The following is a 24,627-nucleotide window of genomic DNA, read 5'->3' as shown; positions in this document are numbered from 1 at the left end:
TTATATTCATTAAGGATTCATCTCTAGCAATTGTTGTTTAATTTGTTCTAGCTCCTCCACAGTGTATTCAAATCTACCATGGAATACATGCTTCTCAAAATACTCTTCAAGTTCAGGTTTCCCCATTAATACAATCACATCTTTATCTGTTGAATAATTAATCGAAACATTTCGCTTCGTCTCTTGTTCATTATAGAACATAATTGTTTTGACAGGATATTGCAACTTTAAAATATTACGTATTTTCTCAGCAGTGACTTTCAAATCTTGTATTTGATGGTCTAAAGGATGCATTACAACTTCACCGTTGTCTTTCGGCTCAACAATAAATGAATACTCATCTTTATGATCATATCCAAGTGCATCATAAACACCTTCTAAGAATGGGAATTGATCGAATTGTTGCTCGTTCATCCCATGATATACGTGACCACTGAAATAGTTTGAATCAACTATATAGATACCTGTACGCGTAAGAATCACATGATCCACTTGCTTTGTTTGTTTATAATTTTTTGACGGAATCAATACATTCGCAAGAACATGCATATCTTCTGGACGAATTCTTTCTTGATCAATTAATTTATCTCTAAATGACAGTAACGTAATATCAGTTAAATATTGACTTTTACCATATGTAAATTGCTTTAGAGAACTAATTTGACTAGATTGATCATCAACAATCGCATCGTATTTAGATTGCTGCTCACTAAATTTCTTTTTACCGTCTACACGTTCAGTTTCTATACGTTTTTCATAATCAGACGTTAACTTTTTCTCGCGATCATCACGCGCTTGTTGTAATTCTTTGTACTGCTTGTTCGCTTTAATCATCTTTACGATAAAGAAGACTAACAAAATAAGTAATAAAAGTGCTAAGCCGAACATGATCCAATGAATCATATCGAAATCATTCATATTGATATTCATTTATTCTCCTCCTTTAGTTACATTTAGATTTTAACAAAAATAAGGAAGTAAATAAATAATTATTCTTGCTCATCTATAGTCTATATCAAATTATATTTATACTATTTTATACAGACGACATTCATACTCATTTAATTCATTTATACTATTAGTTTTATGATTAGAATAATTTCCTAGTATAAGTTTATATTCTTGCTTAATTAATGATATTTCTTTCTTACTATCTGTCAAGTTAGCAATCACCAAATATTTTTCTTCATTTAAGCTTCTTGTATAAGCGAATACCGCTTCATCCTCTTTTAACAACAGTTCAAAATCCCCATAAATTAAAGTATCTTTAGATTTTTTCAATTCAATCATTTTTTTATAAAAATTCAGGATAGAATTTTCATCATTCAATTGATTTTCAACATTAATTTTCTCATAATTTGGATTTACATTAAGCCATGGTCTATTGTCAGAAAAACCTGCATTTTCTTTATTATTCCATTGCATAGGTGTTCGAGAGTTATCGCGCGATTGTTGTTTTAGTTTATTAATTATTGTATTTTCATTTATACCTGAAGCTAAATCTTTATCATATATATTACGTGCATGGACATCATTAAATTCTTCTATTTTAGTAAACGGATAATTGGTCATACCTATTTCTTGTCCCTGATATATAAAAGGTGTTCCTTTTTGGAAGAAGTAAATCATCCCATGACTAGTAGAGCTCTCATACCAAAAATCTTCACTTCCCCATGTCGATGGGATTCTAGGTTTATCATGATTTTCAATGAAGAGAGCATTCCAACCAATTCCATTTAATCCAGTTTGCCATTTATTTAATACTTTTTTATAACCTAATACATCGAAATCTTCATTGGAGTGATAATCCCATAAGTTTAAATGCTCAAACTGAAATACCATATTAAATTTACCATCTTTTTCTCCAACCCAATCAGAGGCATCGTCTATCGTCACACCATTAGCCTCTCCTACAGTCATAATATCGTAATTCGATAAAGTTTTTTCTTTTAATTCGTTTAAATGTTTATGAATACCTTCTTGATTCATATGGGCTGAAAATGAAGATACATATTTCTCATCTAACTTTGGCTTTAGATCTCCTTTATCAAATGATTTTTTTATATGGCTAATAGCATCTACCCTAAATCCGTCAATACCTTTATCAAGCCACCAATTGATCATTTCATAAATGGCTTCTCTCATATCTTTATTTTCCCAATTTAAGTCAGGTTGCTTTTTACTAAATAAATGCATATAGTATTTATCAATGCTTTCTTCATATTCCCATGCTGAACCTTCAAATATACTAGCCCAATTATTAGGTTCGGACCCATCTGATTTAGGTTTTTCCCATATATACCAATCATGATATGGATTGTCAGAGCCTTTCTTTGATTCAATAAACCATTCATGTTCATCACTTGTATGATTCACTACCAAATCCATTATAATTTTCATATTACGACTATGAGCTTGTTCTAGTAATTCATCAAAATCACTCATAGTTCCAAAATCATCAAGTATTTTTTTATAATCACTTATATCATAACCATTATCATCATTAGGTGATTCATATATTGGACTCAACCAAATAACATCAATACCTAAATCATTCAAGTAGTCTAGCTTTTGAATTACACCCCTTATATCTCCGATTCCATCCCCATTGCTATCTTTAAAACTTCTTGGATAGACTTGATAACAAATAGCCTCTTTCCACCATGTCTTTTTCATATCATTCACTCCATTTAAATTCTTGTTCCTGTTTCAAAATCAAAAAAGTGTGCTTTATTCATATCAAATGCAAGTTCAACAACATCTCCAGGATTCAAATCATTTCTAGAATCTAACTTAGATATAATTTCATTATCACCAATCATTGAGTAGACCATAATTTCTGAGCCTAGCAGCTCACTAACTTTAATTTCACTTTTAAATATTGTATTTTGTGATGATTGTAAAAAAATAGGTTCATTATGAATATCTTCCGGTCTGATCCCAAACTTAATCTTAGTATTTGTTGATTTTTTTTCACTTATTCTTTTTAGGACACCACTTGGTATTTCAAATTCGTTATCACCTAATAAAAGTTTATTCTCTTTTATCTCTGTTTCAAAAATATTCATTGCCGGAGACCCTATAAACTGTGCTACAAAATCATTCTCTGGGTGATCATAAACTTCTTTTGGGGTACCTACTTGCATAATATCTCCGTCTTTTAAAACTACAATTCGGCTAGCCATAGTTAAAGCTTCAGTCTGATCATGAGTTACATATACAGTTGTAGTACCTAACCGTTCATGTAACTTCGTGATTTCAGCTCTCATTTGTACCCTAAGTTTAGCATCTAAATTAGATAATGGTTCATCCATTAAAAACACTTTTGAATCCCTGACAATTGCTCTTCCAAGAGCAACTCTTTGTCGTTGACCGCCTGATAAAGCTTTAGGCTTTCTATCTAAATAGTCTGTTAATCCTAGTATCTTAGCCGCTTCTTCTACCTTTGTTTTAATTTCCTTTTTATTAACTTTTCTTAATTTCAAACCAAAAGCCATATTATCAAAAACAGTCATATGTGGATACAATGCATAATTCTGAAAAACCATAGATATATCTCTATTTTTCGGTGGAACATTATTTATGACTTTCCCATCCAAATAAAGTTGACCACTTGTAATGTCCTCAAGTCCAGCTAACATTCTTAAGGTGGTAGACTTTCCACATCCTGAAGGACCTACAAAAACAATAAATTCTTTGTCCTTGATGTCTAAATTAAAGTCTTTAACAACGGTATTATTCTTATCATATGTCTTTTTTACATTTTCAAATTTTATTTCTGCCACTAATCTCACTCCATTATGATTTTAATTGTTTTGTAGAATCACGTTCTATAATTGATGTAGGTATTATAGAGCTATGCATAACCGCGTCTTCTTTCTGTAGAATTTCTAATAAAGATTTAGCTGCTATTTTACCTAAATTTTCTGGATATATATTAACCACTGTCTGTGGTGGACAAGCCGATTCACTTAAATATGAATCTGTAAATGTACATGTTTGAATATCATCAGGTATATTCACATTTAATTTATATAATGCACTTAAGAGATTTAAATTAAGCATACTATCCGTGGTAACTATACCAGTGTAGTTTTTCCTTATATCCTCATTTATTAAAAGGTTTGTGATTTCATCCCTAGAAACTACTTCATTGACATATTTATGTTGAATATTGTCTTCTTTACACACCTTAAGAAAGCCAGTTAATCGGTCTTTATTTACTTCATAAGTATTGTTTTCACTTAAAAACAATAAGGATCGATGTCCTAAACCGCTCATATATTTTGTTAGATTATATGATGCTTCGATATTATCATTATCTACAAACATAACATTTGGATCATTATTTATTTTTTTTCCGATGACAACAAATGGGACCTCGTTATCCACTAAATATTTATATATTGGATCATTCTCCATTGAATATAATAGAATAAATCCATCTACTGCTTTACTAAGTACAAGTGCTTTTACCTCATTCAATAAGTCCTCTGAAGTATAGCTAGTTGTCATAATTGTTGAAAATCTTTTTTCTTCACATACCGATGAAATACTCGTTAAAACTTCTGTAAAAAATGGGTTTTGTCTCATTTCGATTGAGATTGTCTTTAATACCAAACCGATTGTATTTGATTGATTAGTTACTAATTTTCGTGCTGTAATATTAGGAACATAGCCTAATTCATCCATAATTTTAGTTACTTTTTTTCTTGTATTCTCACTAATATCTTTGCTATTACTCATTACTCTAGATACAGTTGATGGAGATACATTTGCTTTCTTTGCAACGTCTTTTAATGTAACCAAACTAATTCCCCCTTATTTAACTGCCCCGTCTGATACACCTTTAATAATATGTTTTTGAGCAATAAAGTAACCTATAATCACAGGAATTATTGATATCGTTAATCCTGCTAAAGCTAAATGCCATTGCTTTGTAAATTGTCCAAAGAAGAAAAATAATTTTAATGGAATAGTTTCCTGACCAGGACCTAACACTAAGCTTGGTAGTAAATAGTCATTCCATATCCAAATTATATTTAATATACCTACTGTCACTGTAATTGGTTTTAGTAAAGGAAATATAACATACCAAAATGTTTGGAACTTAGATGCTCCGTCCATCATTGCAGCTTCATCTAACGACTTAGGGATACTTTGAAGAGCCCCATGGTAGAGAAAGATTGACAAACTAGTTCCAAAACCTAAGTACATAAATATCAAACCACTCATGTTTAAACTCTGTAAATCACCAAAAACTTTAACTAAAGGTATCATTACGGATTGAAATGGAATTAACATTGCTGCAATAAAAATAAAAAATATTAAGTTTGATGTTTTACCCTTATTACGATTCAACGCATATGCAGCCATACTTGAAAATATAATAATCAATAATACTGACATCGTTGAAATGAATATAGAATTAAACAATGTTTTCAAAAAGGATAGTTCTTCAAAAGCTTCTACAAAGTTATTCAATTGATATACTTTAGGGAGTGCTAAAGTACTTTCGAAGATTTCTAATTTTGACTTAAATGCATTAACTAACATTAGATAAAAAGGTGATAACCAAACTAGTGCAAGTAGTAAGGCTAAGATTTCTAAAGTGTATCTTTTTAATATCTTCATTACATCTCCACTTCTTTCTTTTTATTGTAATAAACTTGGGTCAAACTAATGATCATGACAATAATAAAGAATATAACTGCTTTAGCTTGTGCCTCACCCATTAGATTCATTTTAAAGGCTGAATTTACAATGTCCATTGCCACCATCGTTGTTGAGTGTCCAGGTCCACCGTTAGTTAAAGATAAGTTTTGATCATAAACTTTGAAGGCCCCCGACAAAGTTAAAAACATACTAACTGTAAAAGCTGGAGCTACTAAAGGGAAAGTTATATTTTTAAATTTCTGCCATGCATTAGCACCATCAATTTCAGCTGCTTCTAATAAATCATTAGGAACATTCTCAAGGTAAGCTATATAAATGATCATTATATAGCCAGCCATTTGCCAAGTTGTTAATATAACTAATCCCCAAAATCCTGTATGTGAATCACTTAGCCATGATTGCAATGATTCATTTCCTATAAACTCACCTATTGATGCAAATACTTTTGTGAAAATAAATTGCCAAATAAATCCCAATATTAACCCACCAATTAAGTTAGGCATAAAGAATATAGTTCTTAAAAAGTTTCTTGTTTTAATATTACTTGTTACTAATAAAGCTAAACTTAATCCAATGATATTAATGAATATTACTGATGCTATTGAATACTTGAACGTAAAAAATAATGAATGTACAAAGGTCTCATCATTAATAAGACCTAAGTAATTATCAAATCCGACAAAATTAGGCGATGAAGTCACATCCCCATTCCAATCAGTAAATGAAAAATAAATTCCATAAACAAATGGAATAATTATTACTATTGAAAGAGCAACTATAACTGGTAATACAAATAACCAATAAATCATACTTTTAGTTTTCACAATATGTCCTCCTTTGAAAAAGAGAGACCTTAAATATAAGATCTCTCTTTAATTATTATTTTCGTGCACTCTCCCAAGCTTTTTTCGCTTTAGAAATCGCATCATCAAAAGTCGATTCACCTATTACATAATTTTGTAAATAAGAACCAAGAGAATCATTTGTATAACCTGTTGGATAACCTTTGAAAATCCATTGCGAAGTTTCTCCTTCTTCAGCATATTTATAAATTTCTTTTGACAGTGGGTCTGCAATCTTTTCAGTATCATAATCTTTATGAACAGGAATAAACTTAAATTCATTTAATATAACTTTCTTACCTTCATCTTCAGTATACAACCAATCGATAAATTTCTTGGAAGCTTCTTGAACTTTTTCATCTGATTTACTGTTAACTGCCCAGTATGCAGAAACACCAACTGGCATTTTCATTTCATTATCTACTGGTATTGGGAAGATACCTATATTCTCTGCTAATTCAGGGTTCACACTTTCAATCGTTGGATATGCCCAGTTACCTTGTTGAATCATCGCAACTTTACCAGTTGAAAATAACTCTTCAACTTGTTGAGAATAATCAATAGATCCTACTGGTTGTTTAGAAAAATCTTTTTGAATATCTAAATATTTTTTTAGTTGATCTGATTTACTAAATGGTAAACTCTTTGATTGAACAGCCTTTTCAATAGTATTATCAAAATCATCTGTCAGAAAAACACTAGCCGCATGATCACTTAAAACCCACTTTTCTTTACCAGGTAATGCAAAAGCAGCTTCAATATTTAAATCTTCTTTCTGACTATCAATTTTCTTAGCAACTTTTTTCAAATCATCTAAGCTTTTAATTGATTCAACATCAATATTTGCTTTCTCGAAAATCTCTTTATTATATATTATTCCATATCCTTCTTGATTCATCGGTACACCGTATGTTTTATCATCTAAAGATACTGGAGATAATAAATTTTCGTCTAAAACTTTCTTTACTGAATCCATTGTTGTTAATTCTAAAAGTCTATCCTTATGATAATCTAAATCTTCTTTACCATTAATATTAAAAATATCAGGTTCACTTTTGGAAGCGATTTTTGATTTCAAGACTTGACTATAGTCATTACCTCCACCAATAGTTTCTACTTCAATGTTTATATCAGGATTTTCTTTCATAAATTTTTCAGCAGCACTTTCAAATTGCTCTTTAAATTCAACCTTTGATTGAAGAATATTTACTGTAACTTTACCATCCTTATTACTTTGTGAACCACCTGATCCCGTATTTCCGCAAGCTGATAAAACAAAAACCATCGCTAATACAACTAAAAACACATTTCTACTCTCTTGAAAAAATTTCATAATAGCACTCCTTTAAAAATAATTAGAAAACGTTTTCATTTAATTTACACTCATAATATATACTTTTAAATATTTTATGTCAATAGTTTTACGAAAACGTTTGCATTAATTCTTAGAATTGTCATTAAATATACATTAAAATAGAATTAAATAATTTTAATTATTCAGTATATGCCAACAGCCACATGTCAATTAAAATTTTAACTAGATTTAATATATTTATTTTTGGAAATATGTGTTTATCATTCCTACAGTTGGATATATACTATATAACTTTAGAAAATTTAAATTCTAAAGTATATTCTTAAATATTTCAGGAGGAATTACATTATGAAACTTAAAAACGTATTATTAGTCGGCGGATTTGCATCAGCGTTATTATTAGGAGCTTGTAGTGAAGCTGAAGATTCTGCAGACGATGCTGGTGAAGCTGTAGATGATGCAACAAGCGGAGATGAGTCTACTGAAGAAGATGATGCAGGAGAAGAGTCAACAGAAGAATCTACTGATGATGATGCAGGAGAAGATTCTGCTGATGATGCTGATGATCAAGGAGAAGATTCTGCTGATGATGCTGATGATGCTGATGATCAAGGAGAAGATTCTACTGAAGAATAATATATAATTAAAGTTCTAAAAAAGCCAATTGCTAATGTTAGCAATTGGCTTTTTTATTGTATTTGTTTTATTAAGCTTTCTAATATTAAGAAATAATAAAAGGAATATTAAATAGTTACTTGATGATAGTTTCACACTATTATTACTTCAGTACAGACTTTAACTCTTCAACTTTGTTCGTTTGTTCCCATGGTAAGTTCAAATCATTACGACCAAAATGACCATATGCCGCTGTATCTTTGTAAATTGGTCTTCTCAAATCCAACATTTCAATAATTCCTGCTGTCCTTAAATCAAATGTATTTCTTACCGCTTCAACAAGCTCTTCTTCAGAATAATCACTTGTTCCAAAAGTATTAATCGATATACTCACGGGTGCGGCAACACCAATTGCATAAGCTAATTGTACTTCGCATTGCTCAGCAAGATGAGCAGCCACAATATTCTTTGCAACGTACCTTGCAGCATATGCTGCAGAACGGTCTACTTTCGTAGCATCTTTACCACTAAATGCACCACCACCGTGGCGTGCATATCCTCCATATGTGTCGACAATAATCTTACGTCCTGTCAGTCCAGCATCACCTTGTGGTCCTCCAATGACAAATCTTCCGGTAGGATTAATATAAATCTTTGTCTCATCATCTAGTAAATTTTGATCAACTACTTTATCAATGACTTCTTTTCTAATATCTTGTTGAATCTGTTCAAGCGTAATATCTTCCTTGTGTTGAGTCGAAATGACGATCGTATCAATACGTTGTACTTGATCATTTTCATCATATTCGACAGTCACTTGAGTCTTACCATCTGGTCTTAAATAATTTAATGTTTCATCTTTACGTACTTTAGAGAGTTGCTTCGATAATTTATGTGCTAAAGTAATCGGTAATGGCATCAGCTCTTCTGTTTCATTCGTTGCATAACCAAACATAAGCCCTTGATCCCCTGCACCGATTGACTCAATCGTTCCATCATAATCTTCATCTAAACGATCTTCATAACTCTTATTTACACCTTGAGCAATATCTGAAGATTGTTCATCGATTGCAGTCAGTACTGCCATTGTTTGATAATCATAACCATATTTAGCACGAGTATAACCGATATCTTTAACTGTATCCCTTACAATTTTTTGGATGTCGGCATATGCCTTAGTAGAAATCTCTCCTGTAATCAGAGCCATTCCTGTTGTCACTGTTGTCTCACAAGCTACGCGTGCATATGGATCTTTTGATAAAATATCATCTAATATTGCATCTGATATCTGATCTGCAATTTTATCCGGATGTCCTTCTGTTACTGATTCTGATGTAAATAACCTTCTCGTTGTCATAATTTTTCCTCCTATATTTAAGTGAATGAAGCCACCTAATAAGTTAATTCATACTAAATTACAAATAACATACTGTAAAAACACATCATGGAAATAAAAAAAGCCATACTCTAAAGAGCATGGCTAACCGTTCAATAACACTTATCGATCAAGGATTACATCCTTGCAAACGGTTGGCACCTTAATTCGATTGAATTGGTTGCCGGGCTTCATAGGGCCATGTCCCTCCACCTCTCTTGATAAGTTATATACTCATAGTATACAAAACCTTATTAATACAGTCAATATTTTATTTGATCTTATTAAATTTACAACTATACACATTTTGTCACAAATAAATATTTTGAACTAAATTTAAGTAAGCGTATACATTTTACTTAACATGACCATAAGTTATGTTATACTAATGCATGAAAATATATTTAGGAGGAGTCATAATGGTTCAAAACGAATCCACATCTATTCAAAATCTTTTAGACAAATCTTCAACAAAACAGCAACTCACTTCTGCACAACTTGTCGTTGAAAGTGTGAAACTTGGTGAAGGTGTTGTCACACCTCAAGGTGCTTTAAGTGTAACAACTGGTAAATATACTGGTCGTTCTCCTAAAGACAAATATATTGTTGAAGAGGAGTCTATTAAAGATAAAATTGATTGGGGTCCTGTCAATCAACCAATTTCGAAAGAAGTATTCCAAAAATTATATGGTAAAGTTTTAAATCACTTAAATGGACAAGAACAATTATACGTATTCAATGGATATGCTGGTGCTGACGAATCTACGCGTCTGCCTCTTCGTGTCATCAATGAATTTGCATGGCATAATATGTTTGCTAGAACAATGTTTATTCGCCCTGAAACAAAAGAAGAAGGTTTGAATATCAATCCAGAATTTACTATTGTGTCTGCTCCAAGCTTTAAAGCTGACCCTGAAGTAGACGGAACGGGTTCTGAAACGTTCATTATCGTTTCATTTGAAGAAAAAATTATTTTAATCGGTGGTACTGAGTACGCTGGTGAGATGAAAAAATCAATCTTCTCTATTATGAATTTCTTATTACCTGAAAAAGGCATTTTAAGCATGCATTGCTCAAGTAACGTTGGAGATGCTAATCGTACAGCATTATTCTTTGGATTATCAGGGACTGGTAAAACAACATTATCTGCAGATCCTAACCGTAAATTAATCGGAGATGATGAACATGGGTGGAGCGATGAAGGTGTTTTCAACATAGAAGGTGGTTGTTATGCTAAAACAATCGACTTGTCTCGTGAAAAAGAACCTCAAATTTATGATGCAATTCGTTTCGGTGCAGTATTAGAAAACGTTCCATTAGACGAAGAGAATTATCCTAAATATGATGACAAATCTTTAACTGAAAACACACGTGCTGCATATCCTTTATATAACATTGATAATACGAAGGATCCTTCAATCTCAGGTCATCCAACAACAATTATCTTCTTAACAGCAGACGCGTTTGGTGTGTTACCACCGATTTCGAAATTAACAAAAGATCAAGCAATGTATCACTTTTTAAGTGGTTTCACTTCTAAGCTTGCAGGAACTGAACGTGGTATTACAAGTCCACAACCCGTATTCTCAACATGCTTCGGTTCACCGTTCTTACCTTTACATGCAACGGTATACGCAGAAATGTTAGGTGAAAAAATAGATCAACATGACGTTGAAGTCTTCTTAGTAAACACAGGGTGGACTGGTGGTCGTTACGGTGAAGGTCAACGTATGAATTTAGGACATACGAGAACGATGGTTCGTGAAGCAATCGCAGGTCATTTATCTGATGTTGAATATAAGCAAGATGATATCTTTGGATTGAACATTCCTACAGAAGTAACAAATATTCCGTCTGACATCTTAATGCCAAGAAATGCATGGGATAATAAAGAAGATTATGATCAGCAAGCAAAAGAATTAGCTAAAATGTTCAAGGAAAACTTCGAACAATTCGGTGAATCTTCGAAAGAAATTGCTGAAAATGGTGGATTCAAATATAATATCGAAAATTAATAAGCATCAACTTTATCTTTTCACTTAAATATCATTCACAATAATGATGTTTGACATTTATTAAATGATAAAACATAGCCCTCTAAATTTAAAAGAATTTAGAGGGCTTTTTGTTTATATTTAATCATCAAAATATTCTATCCATCTATATATGTCACCTTTAACCTCTTCATATTGATATGGATACGGACTATGCCACATCGAGTATTCAATAAATTGATGTTCAATATTCGCTTCATACAACATATTTTTTAGAACAAGTGCTTGGTCGACAGTGACCATACGGTCCAACGTACCATGTAATATTAGTGTCGGTTTCATTTCACTCATGCGAAGCAAAGGATTCCTTTTGTCATATTCATATCGATTAGATGGCTTACCAATGACGCGTTTCATCGTTTTCCTCAAATCAGGACGTTCATCATACATATGGTCATAAGAAATGGTTGCATTATACATAATCACCGAGCGTACATATTGAATCTCTAGAGCTGTATGAAGTGCCTGAACACCTCCCCTTGAAAATCCAATCACATGACAATTATATACCTTAAATTGCTCCGTAAGACGTTCGATAAAACGTATCGTTAACCTTAAGTCAATCCCACTGAATTCATCATGACCACTACTTCCATTACTCCCAGGATAATACGGTGCTATGACTAATGTATTTGGCGATGTAAATTGTAATAATCGTTGTAATCTAACACGCCCCATACGCCCTTTACCTCCACGTAGATAGACAATGATTCTTTTAATTGATTGATTTGGTACAACGATTAACCCACGATGCTCATGACCAAAATCTTTATGACTCACTTCATATGCGTTATATTGATGATGTATTAGTGGAATTTGTTTATACTTCATCTAATCGCCTCACAATATATCTTATACAATGATCTTCAAGTAAATGGCTTCTATCCGTGATCAAAACATCGTCGATATGATCAACGAGCAAATAGCCAATTGAATCATCAGCTAAATCTGATGATTCAATATCATCAACTTCAACAACATATACATCTTTAATAATTTCTGGTTTCCTGATCACTTTATATTGAGCAATATGTTTAAATGAATGAACAGATGCAACAGCACCAGTCTCTTCATATAATTCTCTAGCAGCTGCATTAACCGACAATTCATCTCGTTCAATCTTACCACCTGGAAATTCAACACCTCTTACTTTATGATGCATCAATACCCATTTTGATCGATAGCGTGGTAAAATAAGGACGTGGCCACTATGTTCGTATTTAGTTTTATCAAATGTTAATACCACTTTTTGGTTCATTGAATCGATAAATTCGAGCATGAGCATCACCTTTACTCTAAATAATATAATATTATACTGATACATGATTAAATTAAATAACTAAATTAAACACCTAATTAATTGCAATGCATTTAATCATAAAAAAATTAATAATAAAGAAATAAATCAATTGTTAATATAAATCACACAAATTAAGACTTAAAGGAAGAATTTCATGAAAGTACTGTTAATAAAACTCATTCATATATATAGAAAATATATCTCGCCATTAAGCCCCCCAACATGCCGTTTTTACCCAACATGCTCAACTTACACACTTGAAGCGATTGAAGAACATGGTGCACTTGTTGGTGGATATCTATCGATCAAAAGAATTTTAAAATGTCACCCACTACACCCAGGTGGTTTTGACCCTGTTCCTATAAAAAACAAAAGAAATAATAATGATAATAAATAGGATATAAAGAAAGTTAATCATTATATATACTACCTATCCTTCAATATAAAATGATTTTTGTGAAATTATCTTTCTAGCTTTTGAAATGGATATTGATTCATTTGTAATGTAATATCACTAAATTTAAAATGACCATCTAATTTTCCGTTATAAACGTTTTGTAACATTACCTCATAATTAAACAGTTCATTGTTAAAGTAATAATTGTGCGGCGTTACATCACCTGTTTCAAAAGCTATTCTATTACATAATGTCGTAAACAACTTACTTAAAGCGTATTCATACATTCCTCCGAATAGCACATTACATTCCATTCGATGAATACATTGGACCGCTCTACTAAAACCTCTTAACCGTCCAATTTTCAATACGATAAAGTCTGTTGATTTGATTTTTTTAGAGCTTTCAATCACTTCTTCAATTGTCATATTAAATAAAGCTTCATCATATCCTATCGGATAGTCTAATAACGTCTCCCGCTCATCCTTAAAGCCTTTAAATGGTTGTTCAATATACCTAATATTGTATTGATTTTTCAAAGTATTAAGGCTGTTGACATCATCTAAATTCAAAGAACCGTTACAATCAACAACGAGTTCAATTGGGTTAATTGAATCGATATATATTGAGAATGATTTTTGAATTTCATTTAATATTTCTTCTAATTGATCACTATATTTTATTTTGATTCGTGATACTTGCTTATATTGTTGATTATGCTTGATTTTTTCCAAAACAGACCTTAACTGTGAAATCGAATGTATTGTTATACCATAATTAAGATTTGATGGTTGCTTTAAATTATAATCCAGTGATTGATTCGATTCATAACCTAATGTGTAAAGTCCTTGGTCAAATAACGCCTGCACATAGACCATATCAAACATAGACACAGCATAGTGGCAATCAATACCTTGTAATACATCATGGAGTTCATCGATATGATGAATATCCACGTAATTATCTATTAAAACATCTTCAATCACCTGACACGAATTGAACACGTCATTAATCGTAACTTCTTCATACCACGATGTGTTAAACGCTACACATTCTCCGTAATAAGATAAACCTGTATCAAATGTACACTTAATGAATAAACTATCTCTTTCAGTCAATGTTGTTAACACCGTTATAATCGGATCGATAAATGATTCATTTGCTTTGAAATATTCTATTCCTAAAAGCTTCATGACGTACCATCCTCTTGTAACATATATTTAGTTACTTTACCTGTTTGATTTCTCGGAAGTTCATCAATCATTATATATTGATCTGGATGTTTATATTTAGATAGTTTAGCCACCACAAGGCGCTTTAACTCATGCTCGATGTCTGAAAAGTCAATAGTCTGATCTTTTAATACGATATAAGCAACTGGTCTCGCACCCCACTCTTGATTAGCTTTTCCAATGACTGCACTCTCTAACACGTTTGGATGTCTATCTAGCACTGCTTCTATTTCTTTAGGGTATATATTCTCTCCGCCAGATATAATCAAATCTTTACGTCGATCAGCAATGATTAAATATTGATCATCTATCACTTTCGCTAAATCTCCGGTATTAAACCAACCTTCATTAAAAATTTCATCATTCATCTTTTCAGAAATATTTAAATATCGATCAATGACGTTATCTCCTTTAATCCACAATGCACCAATACCTTCTTCATCTCTTTCCTGGATCAACACACGATGTTTTAAATCATGGTCTAAATCGCCAACAGTATTTGGATTAATTTGTAATGCATCGATATTTGCAGTAATAAATTGAGAGCACGTTTCAGTCATTCCATAACTATGGTAAATGGGAATATTTTGATGTATGCATTGTTCAATCAACTGACGATTCAAACTTGCACCACCTACTAAAATACCGTCAAAAGTCTTTAATAATTTAAAATCAGCTGAGAAGATTTCTTGTATCATTTTCGGTACACAACTGATAAATAATCGATGGTGATTTTGATTTAATTTATTTTCATTCATTTTATTATTTCCATTGTTTTCATTGTCTAGATTCAACATCACTTGATGTAGAGCACATATAGAAAATTTATCGATAATGATACACTGTATCCCTGAAATTAAACTTCTAATGAGGATACTTAAGCCTGATACATGATACAACGGCATCATATTAATCCAATAATCTCCAACAGTATAATCAAAGACTTCCTGACATTGAATCGCACTGAAATAATGGTTTTTCACACGTTGAGGTACTGCTTTTGCTCGACCAGTCGTTCCACTCGTAAACATGATGGTTGAAATTGCATCACATTCTTTAATATTTTGCTCAGAAATCGTTGTTATTCTTTTATTTATGCGACTATCTTTAGGATCAACATAATCACCTTGATCATCATAATGGTCAACTCTATATTTAGGATATGTTTCAATGATATTTAAACGATTAATTTCAATCTCATCTGTCATCTTCAAGCTTTGTTGATCAGTATATAATTGATTACACTGTATAGATTTTAATTGTTGTTCAATCTCATGTGGAGTTAATCGATTATTAATCAACACAATTTCAATATTTTTGTACCAACAAGCAGTGATCATTCGAATCAATTGATGCTTATCGAAATAAAGCAAGGCAACACGACGTTGCCTTGCTTTAATTTTGATGTGGTCATTTTGTGCTGCATCAAATAAACTTTGTCCTGTATATTCGTATGAATCACCTTTGACAATAACTCTATGTTCATATTGCAATTTTGCATTGTATAACACATCATAGTTCATAAGAAATCACCTTATGGGAACTTAGGGAATTGATCAAAGTCCGGTTTACGTTTCTCTTTAAACGCATCACGACCTTCTTTTGCTTCTTCGGTTGTGTAATATAATAACGTCGCATCTCCAGCCATTTGTTGAAGACCAGCTAATCCATCTGTGTCAGCATTCATCGCTGCTTTCAAGAAGCGAAGCGCTGTTGGAGAGTGTTCTAACATTTCTTTACACCACTGTACTGTTTCATCTTCTAATTGCTCATACGGAACTACAGTATTTACAAGACCCATATCTAACGCTTGTTGTGCATCGTATTGACGGCATAAGTACCAGATTTCACGGGCTTTCTTATGACCTATAATACGTGCTAAATAACCTGATCCATAACCAGCATCAAAAGATCCGACTTTAGGTCCTGTTTGACCAAAACGTGCATTATCTGCTGCAATTGTTAAATCACAAACAACATGTAATACATGTCCTCCACCGATAGCGTATCCTGCAACCATTGCTACAACTGGTTTTGGAATAACACGTATTAATCGTTGTAAATCCAACACATTAAGACGAGGAATTTGGTCATCTCCAACATATCCACCATGGCCACGTACTTTTTGGTCTCCACCTGAACAGAAAGCATCTTTCCCTTCACCTGTTAGTACAATAACACCCACACGCTCATCATCACGTGCACGACTAAATGCATCGATCATTTCAGTAACTGTTTTCGGTGTGAAGGCATTTCTAACATGAGGTCTATTAATCGTAACCTTTGCAATTCCTTCAAAAAATTCGTATTTAATTTCATCATATTCTTTCAAAGTTTCCCATTGTCTAGTTGACATCATTCATCTCTCCTCTAAGTGATTTTCCATTGATTTATAGCTTTTATACTATCTAATAATATTGTATCAAATTTTTCTCTACATTCCATGTGAATTGAATGCCCAACATTTTTAACGGTATGAACAGAACAATATTTTAAGTGATGGGCCATTCGTTCATGTATTTGAACAAATTTTTTATCAAGTGAACCATTTATCAACACGACTGGATAATCTAACATGTTTAGTCTATCCATATATGACGGCATTACACCACTTCCATAGTGCACTAAAGCATAGTTTAACCCTGTCACACCTTGTGCCAATCTATTGTGACGCTGTTGCTCTAATTGATCAACAGAACAATTTTCATATTGCGATTGAAACAATGGTAATGACTCCCAATCTGCTACAAATGATTCAATCCCTTTTTCTATAGCGTTACGTCCTCTTTCTTCATCGATTTTCTGTCTTTCCAATCTATTGTAATTGTCTTGAATACCTGCATGGCTACTTTCCAAAATTAATCCTTTAATCGATCTGTTGTCGTCATTCATCGCATAACTCAAAGCAACTCGACCACCCATAGAATAACCGAACACAATCCACTGTTCTATTGAAAGATGGTTACGAATATCATCCAGTGCGTGTGCGATCTCATCGATTGATTGATATTGTAAATGATTTTCTTCAACTGACTGTCCAAACCCTGGTAAATCCACTTGTACAACAGTATATTGTTTACTTAACAATGAAGCGATTTGATCAAGTGAAGACATATCCGATAAGAAGCCATGTAATAATAAAATAGGGATACCTTTATCACTTTCATGTGATAGCGAACATTTGTCTAATTCAGTTGGTCTACTCACTTTAAAATTCAACATGTTGAATACCTTTATTAATATTTTCATTTAATAACTTAAACATTTCCGTATTATACTGTCGGTTTGTTTTAATTTCAAAAATCGTCCGTTCATATTGACCTTTTAAAGTGTTTTGTTTATTCTGTTTGTTTTGATCCATTATTTTATTATCTAAATCAACGGATAACTTAGACGTTGACTGACTGGTCGTAAAGTATTTTTTTATATCATCCGCTGTTTCAAATGATACATAATTAAAATGATACAGTTTCGCATAATGTTCAAAATCCAAATCCATTGGTGTTCCAAATAGCCTTTCAAAATATCGTTCATCTTTTGATTGAGGTAAGTGATGGAATATACCTCCACCATTATTATTTAGTAGCACTATGTCTGTCTGACTACCGTATAATTTATGCATTAATAAGCCATTTGAGTCATGATAAAACGTCAAATCTCCTACGATTAACAATGACGGTTCTTCCATCCCAATCGCAAGACCAGTACTGATAATACCATCAATACCATTCGCACCTCTATTACTATAGATCTTGTAAGTATGCTCGTTCGTTAATAAATCTAAATAACGAATTGGCATACTATTTCCTATGGTCAGAGTCATAAGGTTTCGTTCGGATAAATATGTTGATAAAAATTTATTTAACAGATTCAATTCATCGTTTGAATAATTTGCTAAAAACTCATCTTTTAACTTGGTTATAGTATGATCTAGGTTGATTAATTGTTGAGCAAATTGGTGTTGTATGTCTGTATTTTCATTTTTTTTATCTGCTATCTCCTTATTGACTTCTTTATCTTCTATACCTTTATTGGCGTTTAACACAATCGAATATAAACCATCTAGATCTGATGTATTCAACGACAACTGTCCATATAAAATTTGATCGAAATGGTTAGGAAAAACGTCAGCTAATTGATGACTCGGTTGAATCAATAGTTGTTTACAAGATTGTGCCTTCAACCATAAATTAGTCGATTTAGATAACTGAGGCCGACCAAACTTTACAATTAAATCTGGTTTAACTTGTTCTTTAATACTTGATTTAAATATTGAATCATATTCAAACACTTGAAAATTCGATGGGTTGGAAATACTTCTGTAATGGCTCAACATATCTGCCATCAACGGAATGTGAAAGTCATTCGATAACTTGATAATATTATCAAGACTGTCTTCCATCATACTCCCGACAATAAATAATACTTTGTCATGCTTCATGATCGAATCAATTAAATAGAGCATACTATCCGCTGTCATCTGCATTGAATTCATCACTTTGCTTTTATTTGTACTATTTTCATTAGTATTATTTTCATGTGCAGTATTCAGTTTAAATCTTTCTTCTAAATATTCAATATCAACCATTAAAGGCTCTCTAAACTGAATATTATAGTGGACTGGCCCATTAGAAACATCAATCATATAGCTTAATGTTTGATAAATCTTCTGCTGAACACCTTGCAATGTTTCAACAGACCCATCAGCGACTGGGAAATTAACAGACTGTGACACATAGTTTTGATACATATATGTTTGATCAATCGCTTGTGGCGCCCCAATTTGTGTCAATTCAAACGGTCTGTCAGTTGTCATGATCAGTAATTTTCTATGCATTAACCCTGCTTCAGTGATGGCTGGTAAGTAATTACTCGCTGCAGTACCAGATGTACAGATTAATCCAATTGCATTAGATGTGCCTTGACTACGTCCAAGTGCAAAGAATGCTGCACTTCGCTCATCTGGATGTATCCACGTTCTGATTAATGGATGTATTTCACATGCGAGTGCTAATGGCGTTGATCTAGATCCCGGTGAGATGACGACTTCTTTAATACCTTGATCAACAATAGATTGTACAAAAACTTCTACATATTTTGTTAGATGTTTATTTAACATGCTTTTCAGCTCCTAAAAGTGTGAGCATAGGCTTAAATTTATATAATGTTTCTTTCTGTTCTTCTTGAACCGACGAACCTTCTACAATACCACTTCCGGCATATAAAATAGCTCGTTTTTTATCCATCATCATAGATCGAATACCGACCGCAATATCACACTCTTTTTGATTCGATACTATTCCAATTGGTGCACCATATAAGTGACGTTCAAACGGCTCAAGTGTACTCATTAAACTTGTTGCTTTATCCGTAGGTACTCCACCTAGAGCAGGCGTCGGATGCATCTTTTGAATAATATCGATAGGTTCATTTTGGTTTAATTTCGCTTCAATCGAAGTATATATGTGATGTACGTGAGTATTTGATAATAATTTAGGTGCTCCGACTTGAATTGAATCCTCTTTAATATAAGGTTCAATACCAGAAATAATATCTTTCACAACAAAATTATGTTCATTAATATTTTTTTCATCTTTTAATAATGACTGTTGATTTTTATCTTGACCATATAATGTCCCAGCGACACCATTCGTATACAATGTATCACCTTCGATTCTCACTAACCGTTCAGGTGTTTCACTAATAAAGCAAAGACCTTTATTTTCAATCCAAATATGATAGTTATCGTCTTTTGATATGAGCAAATTTTTTAACACAGCATTCTTTCGAACACCTAAATTGTTGAATTTAAATTCTACTTGTCTCGCAATAACCGTCTTTTCTATATGGTTTTGTTTTATTTCTTTAAGGATTTGTTTTACACTTTGTTGATATTGAGCTACATCAAGCTCTTTCATCGTGCCAAGTGCTGCATAATGCGATAACTCGTCATTCGATTTCAATGACTTTCTGATATAATTTAGAATCGCATAAATATGTTCTCCATTCATATTTTCAGAGAATTCGGGATAAATTTTCACTTTAGAATCAGCAATAGTGCAAGTTAACTGAACATGTGGCAACCATATATGATCAGTAAACTCATTAAAAGGTCCCGTGGTGTTTCCATCAAAATCGGCCATATATAACCCTTTTTGAGCTATTGAAGTTGAACACCATTCGTTGTATTGTGATGCATCAACTAACTGATTTACTCCAATTCCAATATGTATTGTTTGTTTTAAATCTTTATACATGTAAAATTTATTTTCATTTTTCATATTGAATTCATTTATATAATCATCATGAATTGCTAGTTGCTTGTTTAAAAATTTATGTTGTCTTTCATATATCTTCACTATAAAATCTGCCAAATATTTTATATCAATTTCAAATGGATTTGGTTTTGTATTGTTCTGTTGCATATACAGCATCCTCCAATAAAATACATTACACTTATTTTAACACGTTTATGATAATAACTCATGATTTGAAATTAACTTCTTATTGACTTTATGAACAACTTTTCAATACACTAAAAATACAATAGAAATCATCAATGATTGTTATTAATATAATTATTATTGATTAAGACTATATTAAACATCAAGAGAGGTCTACATATGTCAGAACATTACTATAAACAACAAACAGGATTCAGTAAATATTACCATTTAATGCGTCCACATACTTTAACCGCTTCATTCGTACCTGTTGTTGTCGGAACTGCCTGTGCAATGTTATTTACAGAAATTGATTGGTTGTTATTTTTCGCAATGTTAATCGCTTCAATACTCATACAAGCGGCTACAAATATGTTTAATGAGTACTTCGACTATAAGAAAGGGCTAGATGACCATGAATCGATTGGTATCGGGGGAGCCATTGTTCGCAACGGAATGAGTCCGAAAGCAGTCGTTAATTTAGCCGTAATGTTCTATATCATTGCAGCAATTATTGGGATATATATAACAATTCAATCTTCATGGTGGATTTTACTGATTGGAACAATTTGTATGGCAGTTGGTTACTTATACACGGGTGGTCCATTTCCGATATCATGGACACCTTTTGGAGAAATTTTTGCTGGTTTCTTTATGGGATATGTCATTATTATGATTACATTCTTTATCCAAACAGGTCATATTCATTACGTGCCCATGTTATTCAGCATCCCAATTTCATTCAATATTGGATTATTAAATATGGCGAATAATATTCGCGATCGTGAGAAAGATAAAAAAAGCGGTCGAAAGACATTCACGATTCTTTTTGGTAAGTCATTCTCAATTATAGTGATGACTTTACTGTATATTTTTGATTTTGTATTAATTTTATGGATTATTTTCTTCAAACCATTTGGCTCACTATGGATGCTCATAGTATTCATTAGTATTCCACTTGTAATTAAAGCTGTAAAACAATTTAATAGAGGATCAACCCCACCTGAGTTAATGCCAGCAATGGCTACGGTCGGAAAGTTTAATACAATTTTCGGATTTTTACTCGGTATTGCAATTATTCTTACAGCTATTACAGGTATTTAATAATTTCGTTATGTTTAATCATTTTTAATATAAAAATAGACAAGCCATTAGTCTTCTTTGACTAATGGCTTGTTTACGTCATATTCTTCTAATAAGTCTATAATAACTTGAAATGTTTTAGGATTAATATTTCGAATAATACCACGCTGTTCATTCTCACTTGGCAATAAAATATTATAGTGTGCTATTCCATTCTCGAAGCGATCTTCCTCTTCGTGTTGATCACTAATATCAAATTTATACTCAATGATTTGATCAAAGTTTAACACACACATTGTCCATTGCATATCATTTGTTTGATCTCGTTCAACATAACCATATATAAATGAATCCTCAAGGACTAAATATATTAATGTTTTAGTCAATTCGATCAAAGCTGTGCCTTGATGATAAACTTCACTATGAAAATTATCTTCGATATAGTAACATTTTTTTAGTTCATCGATAAATGATTCATAAAATGCTACTTCTTTATAATTTGTTTCATCACTTTCAATTCGTTCTTTTATAATATTCTCAATAGTTGTTGGATATGTGAAAGCGTCACATATTGCATTAATACGTCTATAATTAATCAATCCAACCACCTCATTTTATTTAATTTTTGTCAATAAATTGTCATTAACAAAAATTATTATACCACGTAAATAAACCTTTGAATAGATATCATACTAACATAATAACAATTAGCAATGTAATTAATCTATCTGAATTGGACATTAATTTATGTTTATTAATTTTTATTTATTTTGAAATGAGGTGATTAATATGTTTTTTAAATACATTAGCCATTTTTTGTTGTCCTTGTACATTTGGATGCAGTCCATCATACAAGTCACGCCCTTCCTCATCCCATACTTCGAATTCTCTAATGATTTGAGACTCAGTCGTCATATCAATCACTTGGAAACCATATCTCTTGGACATCACAGATATAGCCTCATGAAGACAAGGCAATACTTCACGATCTGCACGTTGGATCGGCAGTGCTACGAATTTTTCTGCATTTGCATACATTGGTTCACTTTGAATCGTCCAAAACGACCATCTTAACGCTTCATACAAATTTGACCGGTCCAATGATTCGAGCGTAGGTTTATTCATCGCTGTCTCAAAATTACCTGTCGCAAAACCATCATTAGTCCCCATCGCGATAATTATCATATCAGCTGGGTATTTCATTTTGATAGCACTATTTACCTGGACGCTCATATTTTTTCTAAGTGGCACATTCTCACGGTCTTTATACGTTGCACCAGCTTTCGCCATATTTCTAACACTTTTAAATGAAATATCTTGAAGTAACCATTTAGGCCAATTACTCCTTACACCCTCTTTATAGTTTGAACCATCGTCATCCATCGATGCAGTTTCAGTAATACTATCACCAAATATCAATAAATTCATTTGCTCCGTTGTTGATATTTGATGAGGTTTATTCCTTTTTGTAAATAGATTAAACATCATTTAACTCCTTATTCACTTCATTCGTTTTATATAATGAATCTTATTTACATCTCATATATATGATATATCATTTCTTTTAATTGTGATATAAGTATGAATCGTATATTGATTATTATTATAATTAATCAACATAGTCATTTCATATATTTATATATAAATAAAGAAGCATCCTCATCTGAGAATGCTTAAAAACGGAGAGTGAGGGATTTGAACCCTCGAAACGAATAAACGTTTATACGCGTTCCAGGCGTACGCCTTAAGCCACTCGGCCAACTCCCCTCGATAAAAAAATCAGGAGCGATATTTCGCTCCTGATTGTATGACCCCTACGGGATTCGAACCCGTGTTACCGCCGTGAAAGGGCGGTGTCTTAACCGCTTGACCAAGGGGCCTATGGCTCCACAGGTAGGACTTGAACCTACGACCGATCGGTTAACAGCCGATAGCTCTACCACTGAGCTACTGTGGATAAATAAAAAGCGGGTGATCGGAATCGAACCGACATCATCAGCTTGGAAGGCTGAGGTTTTACCACTAAACTACACCCGCGTAATACAAGGGCGACTGATGGGAATCGAACCCACGAGTGTCGGAACCACAATCCGATGCGTTAACCACTTCGCCACAATCGCCAAGAAAAAGATGGCTCAAGACAGAATCGAACTGCCGACACAAGGATTTTCAATCCTTTGCTCTACCGACTGAGCTATTGAGCCGATATTAAAAATGGCGGTCCTGACGGGAATCGAACCCGCGATCTCCTGCGTGACAGGCAGGCATGTTAACCGCTACACCACAGGACCACTC

The 24,627-nt window shown here is 32.6% G+C and carries 22 protein-coding genes, 7 tRNA genes and 1 riboswitch; of the genes, 4 read left to right on the top strand and 25 right to left on the bottom strand.

Annotated features, from left to right (window positions below):
- Nucleotides 1-9 precede the first annotated feature (9 nt).
- From EDD62_RS01425 to EDD62_RS01395, 7 genes are all read right to left on the bottom strand, one after another.
- Nucleotides 10-930 (bottom strand): nuclease-related domain-containing protein, encoded by a 921-nt coding sequence (locus tag EDD62_RS01425; protein ID WP_123807252.1) that lies wholly within the window; start codon nt 928-930, stop codon nt 10-12.
- 96 nt (nt 931-1,026) lie between these two features.
- On the bottom strand, nt 1,027-2,676 hold the full coding sequence (locus EDD62_RS01420) for a glycoside hydrolase family 13 protein (protein ID WP_123807251.1): 1,650 nt from the start codon (nt 2,674-2,676) through the stop codon (nt 1,027-1,029).
- Nucleotides 2,677-2,690: 14 nt separating this feature from the next.
- The gene (locus EDD62_RS01415; protein ID WP_077140608.1) at nt 2,691-3,785 is read right to left on the bottom strand and encodes an ABC transporter ATP-binding protein; all 1,095 of its coding nucleotides are present in this window, start codon (nt 3,783-3,785) and stop codon (nt 2,691-2,693) included.
- 13 nt (nt 3,786-3,798) lie between these two features.
- On the bottom strand, nt 3,799-4,809 hold the full coding sequence (locus EDD62_RS01410; protein WP_123807250.1) for a LacI family DNA-binding transcriptional regulator: 1,011 nt from the start codon (nt 4,807-4,809) through the stop codon (nt 3,799-3,801).
- A 12-nt stretch (nt 4,810-4,821) separates the two neighbouring features.
- Nucleotides 4,822-5,634, bottom strand: a complete 813-nt coding sequence (locus EDD62_RS01405; RefSeq protein ID WP_123807249.1) for a carbohydrate ABC transporter permease — start codon at nt 5,632-5,634, stop codon at nt 4,822-4,824.
- Nucleotides 5,634-6,500: a carbohydrate ABC transporter permease gene (locus EDD62_RS01400; RefSeq protein ID WP_123807248.1), complete on the bottom strand. Its 867-nt coding sequence runs from the start codon at nt 6,498-6,500 to the stop codon at nt 5,634-5,636. The genes EDD62_RS01405 and EDD62_RS01400 overlap by 1 nt, the downstream gene beginning before the upstream one ends.
- A gap of 55 nt (nt 6,501-6,555) precedes the next feature.
- Nucleotides 6,556-7,851, bottom strand: a complete 1,296-nt coding sequence (locus EDD62_RS01395) for an ABC transporter substrate-binding protein (protein ID WP_123807247.1) — start codon at nt 7,849-7,851, stop codon at nt 6,556-6,558.
- A gap of 330 nt (nt 7,852-8,181) precedes the next feature.
- Between EDD62_RS01395 and EDD62_RS01390 the strand changes: the two genes are divergently transcribed.
- Nucleotides 8,182-8,469, top strand: a complete 288-nt coding sequence (locus EDD62_RS01390; RefSeq protein WP_123807246.1) for a hypothetical protein — start codon at nt 8,182-8,184, stop codon at nt 8,467-8,469.
- A 142-nt stretch (nt 8,470-8,611) separates the two neighbouring features.
- Here the strand turns inward: EDD62_RS01390 and metK are convergent, their stop codons facing one another.
- Nucleotides 8,612-9,805 (bottom strand): methionine adenosyltransferase, encoded by a 1,194-nt coding sequence (gene metK / locus EDD62_RS01385; protein WP_414731042.1) that lies wholly within the window; start codon nt 9,803-9,805, stop codon nt 8,612-8,614.
- A 138-nt stretch (nt 9,806-9,943) separates the two neighbouring features.
- A riboswitch (SAM riboswitch) is annotated at nt 9,944-10,051 on the bottom strand.
- A gap of 191 nt (nt 10,052-10,242) precedes the next feature.
- Between metK and pckA the strand changes: the two genes are divergently transcribed.
- A complete protein-coding gene (gene pckA, locus EDD62_RS01380; protein ID WP_123807244.1) occupies nt 10,243-11,838 on the top strand; it encodes a phosphoenolpyruvate carboxykinase (ATP) in 1,596 nt (531 codons plus the stop codon).
- A 120-nt stretch (nt 11,839-11,958) separates the two neighbouring features.
- Here pckA and EDD62_RS01375 read toward each other — a convergent pair whose 3' ends face one another.
- Both EDD62_RS01375 and EDD62_RS01370 read right to left on the bottom strand, forming a co-directional pair.
- Nucleotides 11,959-12,708, bottom strand: a complete 750-nt coding sequence (locus tag EDD62_RS01375) for an alpha/beta hydrolase family protein (RefSeq protein WP_123807243.1) — start codon at nt 12,706-12,708, stop codon at nt 11,959-11,961.
- Nucleotides 12,698-13,162, bottom strand: coding sequence for an NUDIX domain-containing protein (locus EDD62_RS01370; RefSeq protein ID WP_170152737.1), 465 nt, complete (start codon nt 13,160-13,162; stop codon nt 12,698-12,700). The genes EDD62_RS01375 and EDD62_RS01370 overlap by 11 nt, the downstream gene beginning before the upstream one ends.
- A 169-nt stretch (nt 13,163-13,331) precedes the next feature.
- Here EDD62_RS01370 and yidD point away from each other — a divergent pair, with 169 nt between their 5' ends.
- Nucleotides 13,332-13,574, top strand: a complete 243-nt coding sequence (gene yidD / locus EDD62_RS01365) for a membrane protein insertion efficiency factor YidD (RefSeq protein ID WP_123807241.1) — start codon at nt 13,332-13,334, stop codon at nt 13,572-13,574.
- A gap of 65 nt (nt 13,575-13,639) precedes the next feature.
- Here yidD and EDD62_RS01360 read toward each other — a convergent pair whose 3' ends face one another.
- Genes EDD62_RS01360 through EDD62_RS01335 form a run of 6 tightly spaced genes read right to left on the bottom strand, consistent with a single transcriptional unit; the run spans nt 13,640 to nt 21,231 of the window.
- Nucleotides 13,640-14,767 (bottom strand): hypothetical protein, encoded by a 1,128-nt coding sequence (locus tag EDD62_RS01360; protein WP_123807240.1) that lies wholly within the window; start codon nt 14,765-14,767, stop codon nt 13,640-13,642.
- A complete protein-coding gene (gene menE / locus EDD62_RS01355) occupies nt 14,764-16,329 on the bottom strand; it encodes an o-succinylbenzoate--CoA ligase (RefSeq protein ID WP_123807239.1) in 1,566 nt (521 codons plus the stop codon). The genes EDD62_RS01360 and menE overlap by 4 nt, the downstream gene beginning before the upstream one ends.
- 11 nt (nt 16,330-16,340) lie before the next feature.
- A complete protein-coding gene (gene menB / locus EDD62_RS01350) occupies nt 16,341-17,162 on the bottom strand; it encodes a 1,4-dihydroxy-2-naphthoyl-CoA synthase (protein ID WP_123807238.1) in 822 nt (273 codons plus the stop codon).
- Nucleotides 17,163-17,176: 14 nt separating this feature from the next.
- Nucleotides 17,177-18,028 carry a 2-succinyl-6-hydroxy-2,4-cyclohexadiene-1-carboxylate synthase gene (gene menH / locus EDD62_RS01345; RefSeq protein WP_170152736.1) on the bottom strand — a complete coding sequence of 284 codons (852 nt, stop codon included), beginning with the start codon at nt 18,026-18,028 and terminating at the stop codon, nt 17,177-17,179.
- A complete protein-coding gene (menD, locus tag EDD62_RS01340) occupies nt 18,015-19,925 on the bottom strand; it encodes a 2-succinyl-5-enolpyruvyl-6-hydroxy-3-cyclohexene-1-carboxylic-acid synthase (RefSeq protein WP_123807236.1) in 1,911 nt (636 codons plus the stop codon). The genes menH and menD overlap by 14 nt, the downstream gene beginning before the upstream one ends.
- On the bottom strand, nt 19,915-21,231 hold the full coding sequence (locus tag EDD62_RS01335) for an isochorismate synthase (protein WP_170152735.1): 1,317 nt from the start codon (nt 21,229-21,231) through the stop codon (nt 19,915-19,917). The genes menD and EDD62_RS01335 overlap by 11 nt, the downstream gene beginning before the upstream one ends.
- A 198-nt stretch (nt 21,232-21,429) precedes the next feature.
- On the opposite strand from EDD62_RS01335, the gene EDD62_RS01330 reads away from it, so the two are divergent.
- Entirely contained in the window at nt 21,430-22,353 is a 924-nt protein-coding gene (locus tag EDD62_RS01330; RefSeq protein ID WP_123807234.1) for a 1,4-dihydroxy-2-naphthoate polyprenyltransferase, read from the top strand.
- Between the two features lie 47 nt (nt 22,354-22,400).
- On the opposite strand, the gene EDD62_RS01325 is transcribed toward EDD62_RS01330, so the two are convergent.
- From EDD62_RS01325 to EDD62_RS01285, 9 genes are all read right to left on the bottom strand, one after another.
- Complete coding sequence (locus EDD62_RS01325; RefSeq protein WP_123807233.1) at nt 22,401-22,931, bottom strand: hypothetical protein; 531 nt, start codon at nt 22,929-22,931, stop codon at nt 22,401-22,403.
- A gap of 166 nt (nt 22,932-23,097) precedes the next feature.
- Nucleotides 23,098-23,817, bottom strand: coding sequence for an SGNH/GDSL hydrolase family protein (locus EDD62_RS01320; RefSeq protein ID WP_170152734.1), 720 nt, complete (start codon nt 23,815-23,817; stop codon nt 23,098-23,100).
- Nucleotides 23,818-24,012: 195 nt separating this feature from the next.
- A tRNA-Ser gene (locus EDD62_RS01315) sits at nt 24,013-24,099 on the bottom strand.
- Between the two features lie 41 nt (nt 24,100-24,140).
- Nucleotides 24,141-24,212: transfer RNA gene (locus EDD62_RS01310), tRNA-Glu, on the bottom strand.
- Nucleotides 24,213-24,214: 2 nt separating this feature from the next.
- Nucleotides 24,215-24,289: transfer RNA gene (locus tag EDD62_RS01305), tRNA-Asn, on the bottom strand.
- A 9-nt stretch (nt 24,290-24,298) separates the two neighbouring features.
- Nucleotides 24,299-24,369 (bottom strand) — tRNA-Gly (locus EDD62_RS01300).
- A gap of 10 nt (nt 24,370-24,379) precedes the next feature.
- Nucleotides 24,380-24,452 (bottom strand) — tRNA-His (locus tag EDD62_RS01295).
- Nucleotides 24,453-24,463: 11 nt separating this feature from the next.
- Nucleotides 24,464-24,536 (bottom strand) — tRNA-Phe (locus tag EDD62_RS01290).
- An 11-nt stretch (nt 24,537-24,547) separates the two neighbouring features.
- Nucleotides 24,548-24,623, bottom strand: a tRNA-Asp gene (locus tag EDD62_RS01285).
- Nucleotides 24,624-24,627: the final 4 nt, after the last annotated feature.

This window comes from Abyssicoccus albus (genome assembly GCF_003815035.1).
In the GTDB taxonomy this organism is placed as follows: Bacteria; Bacillota; Bacilli; order Staphylococcales; family Abyssicoccaceae; genus Abyssicoccus; species Abyssicoccus albus.
Note: the sequence above shows the minus strand (reverse complement) of the source record. Positions and strands in the feature narration are given on the sequence as shown.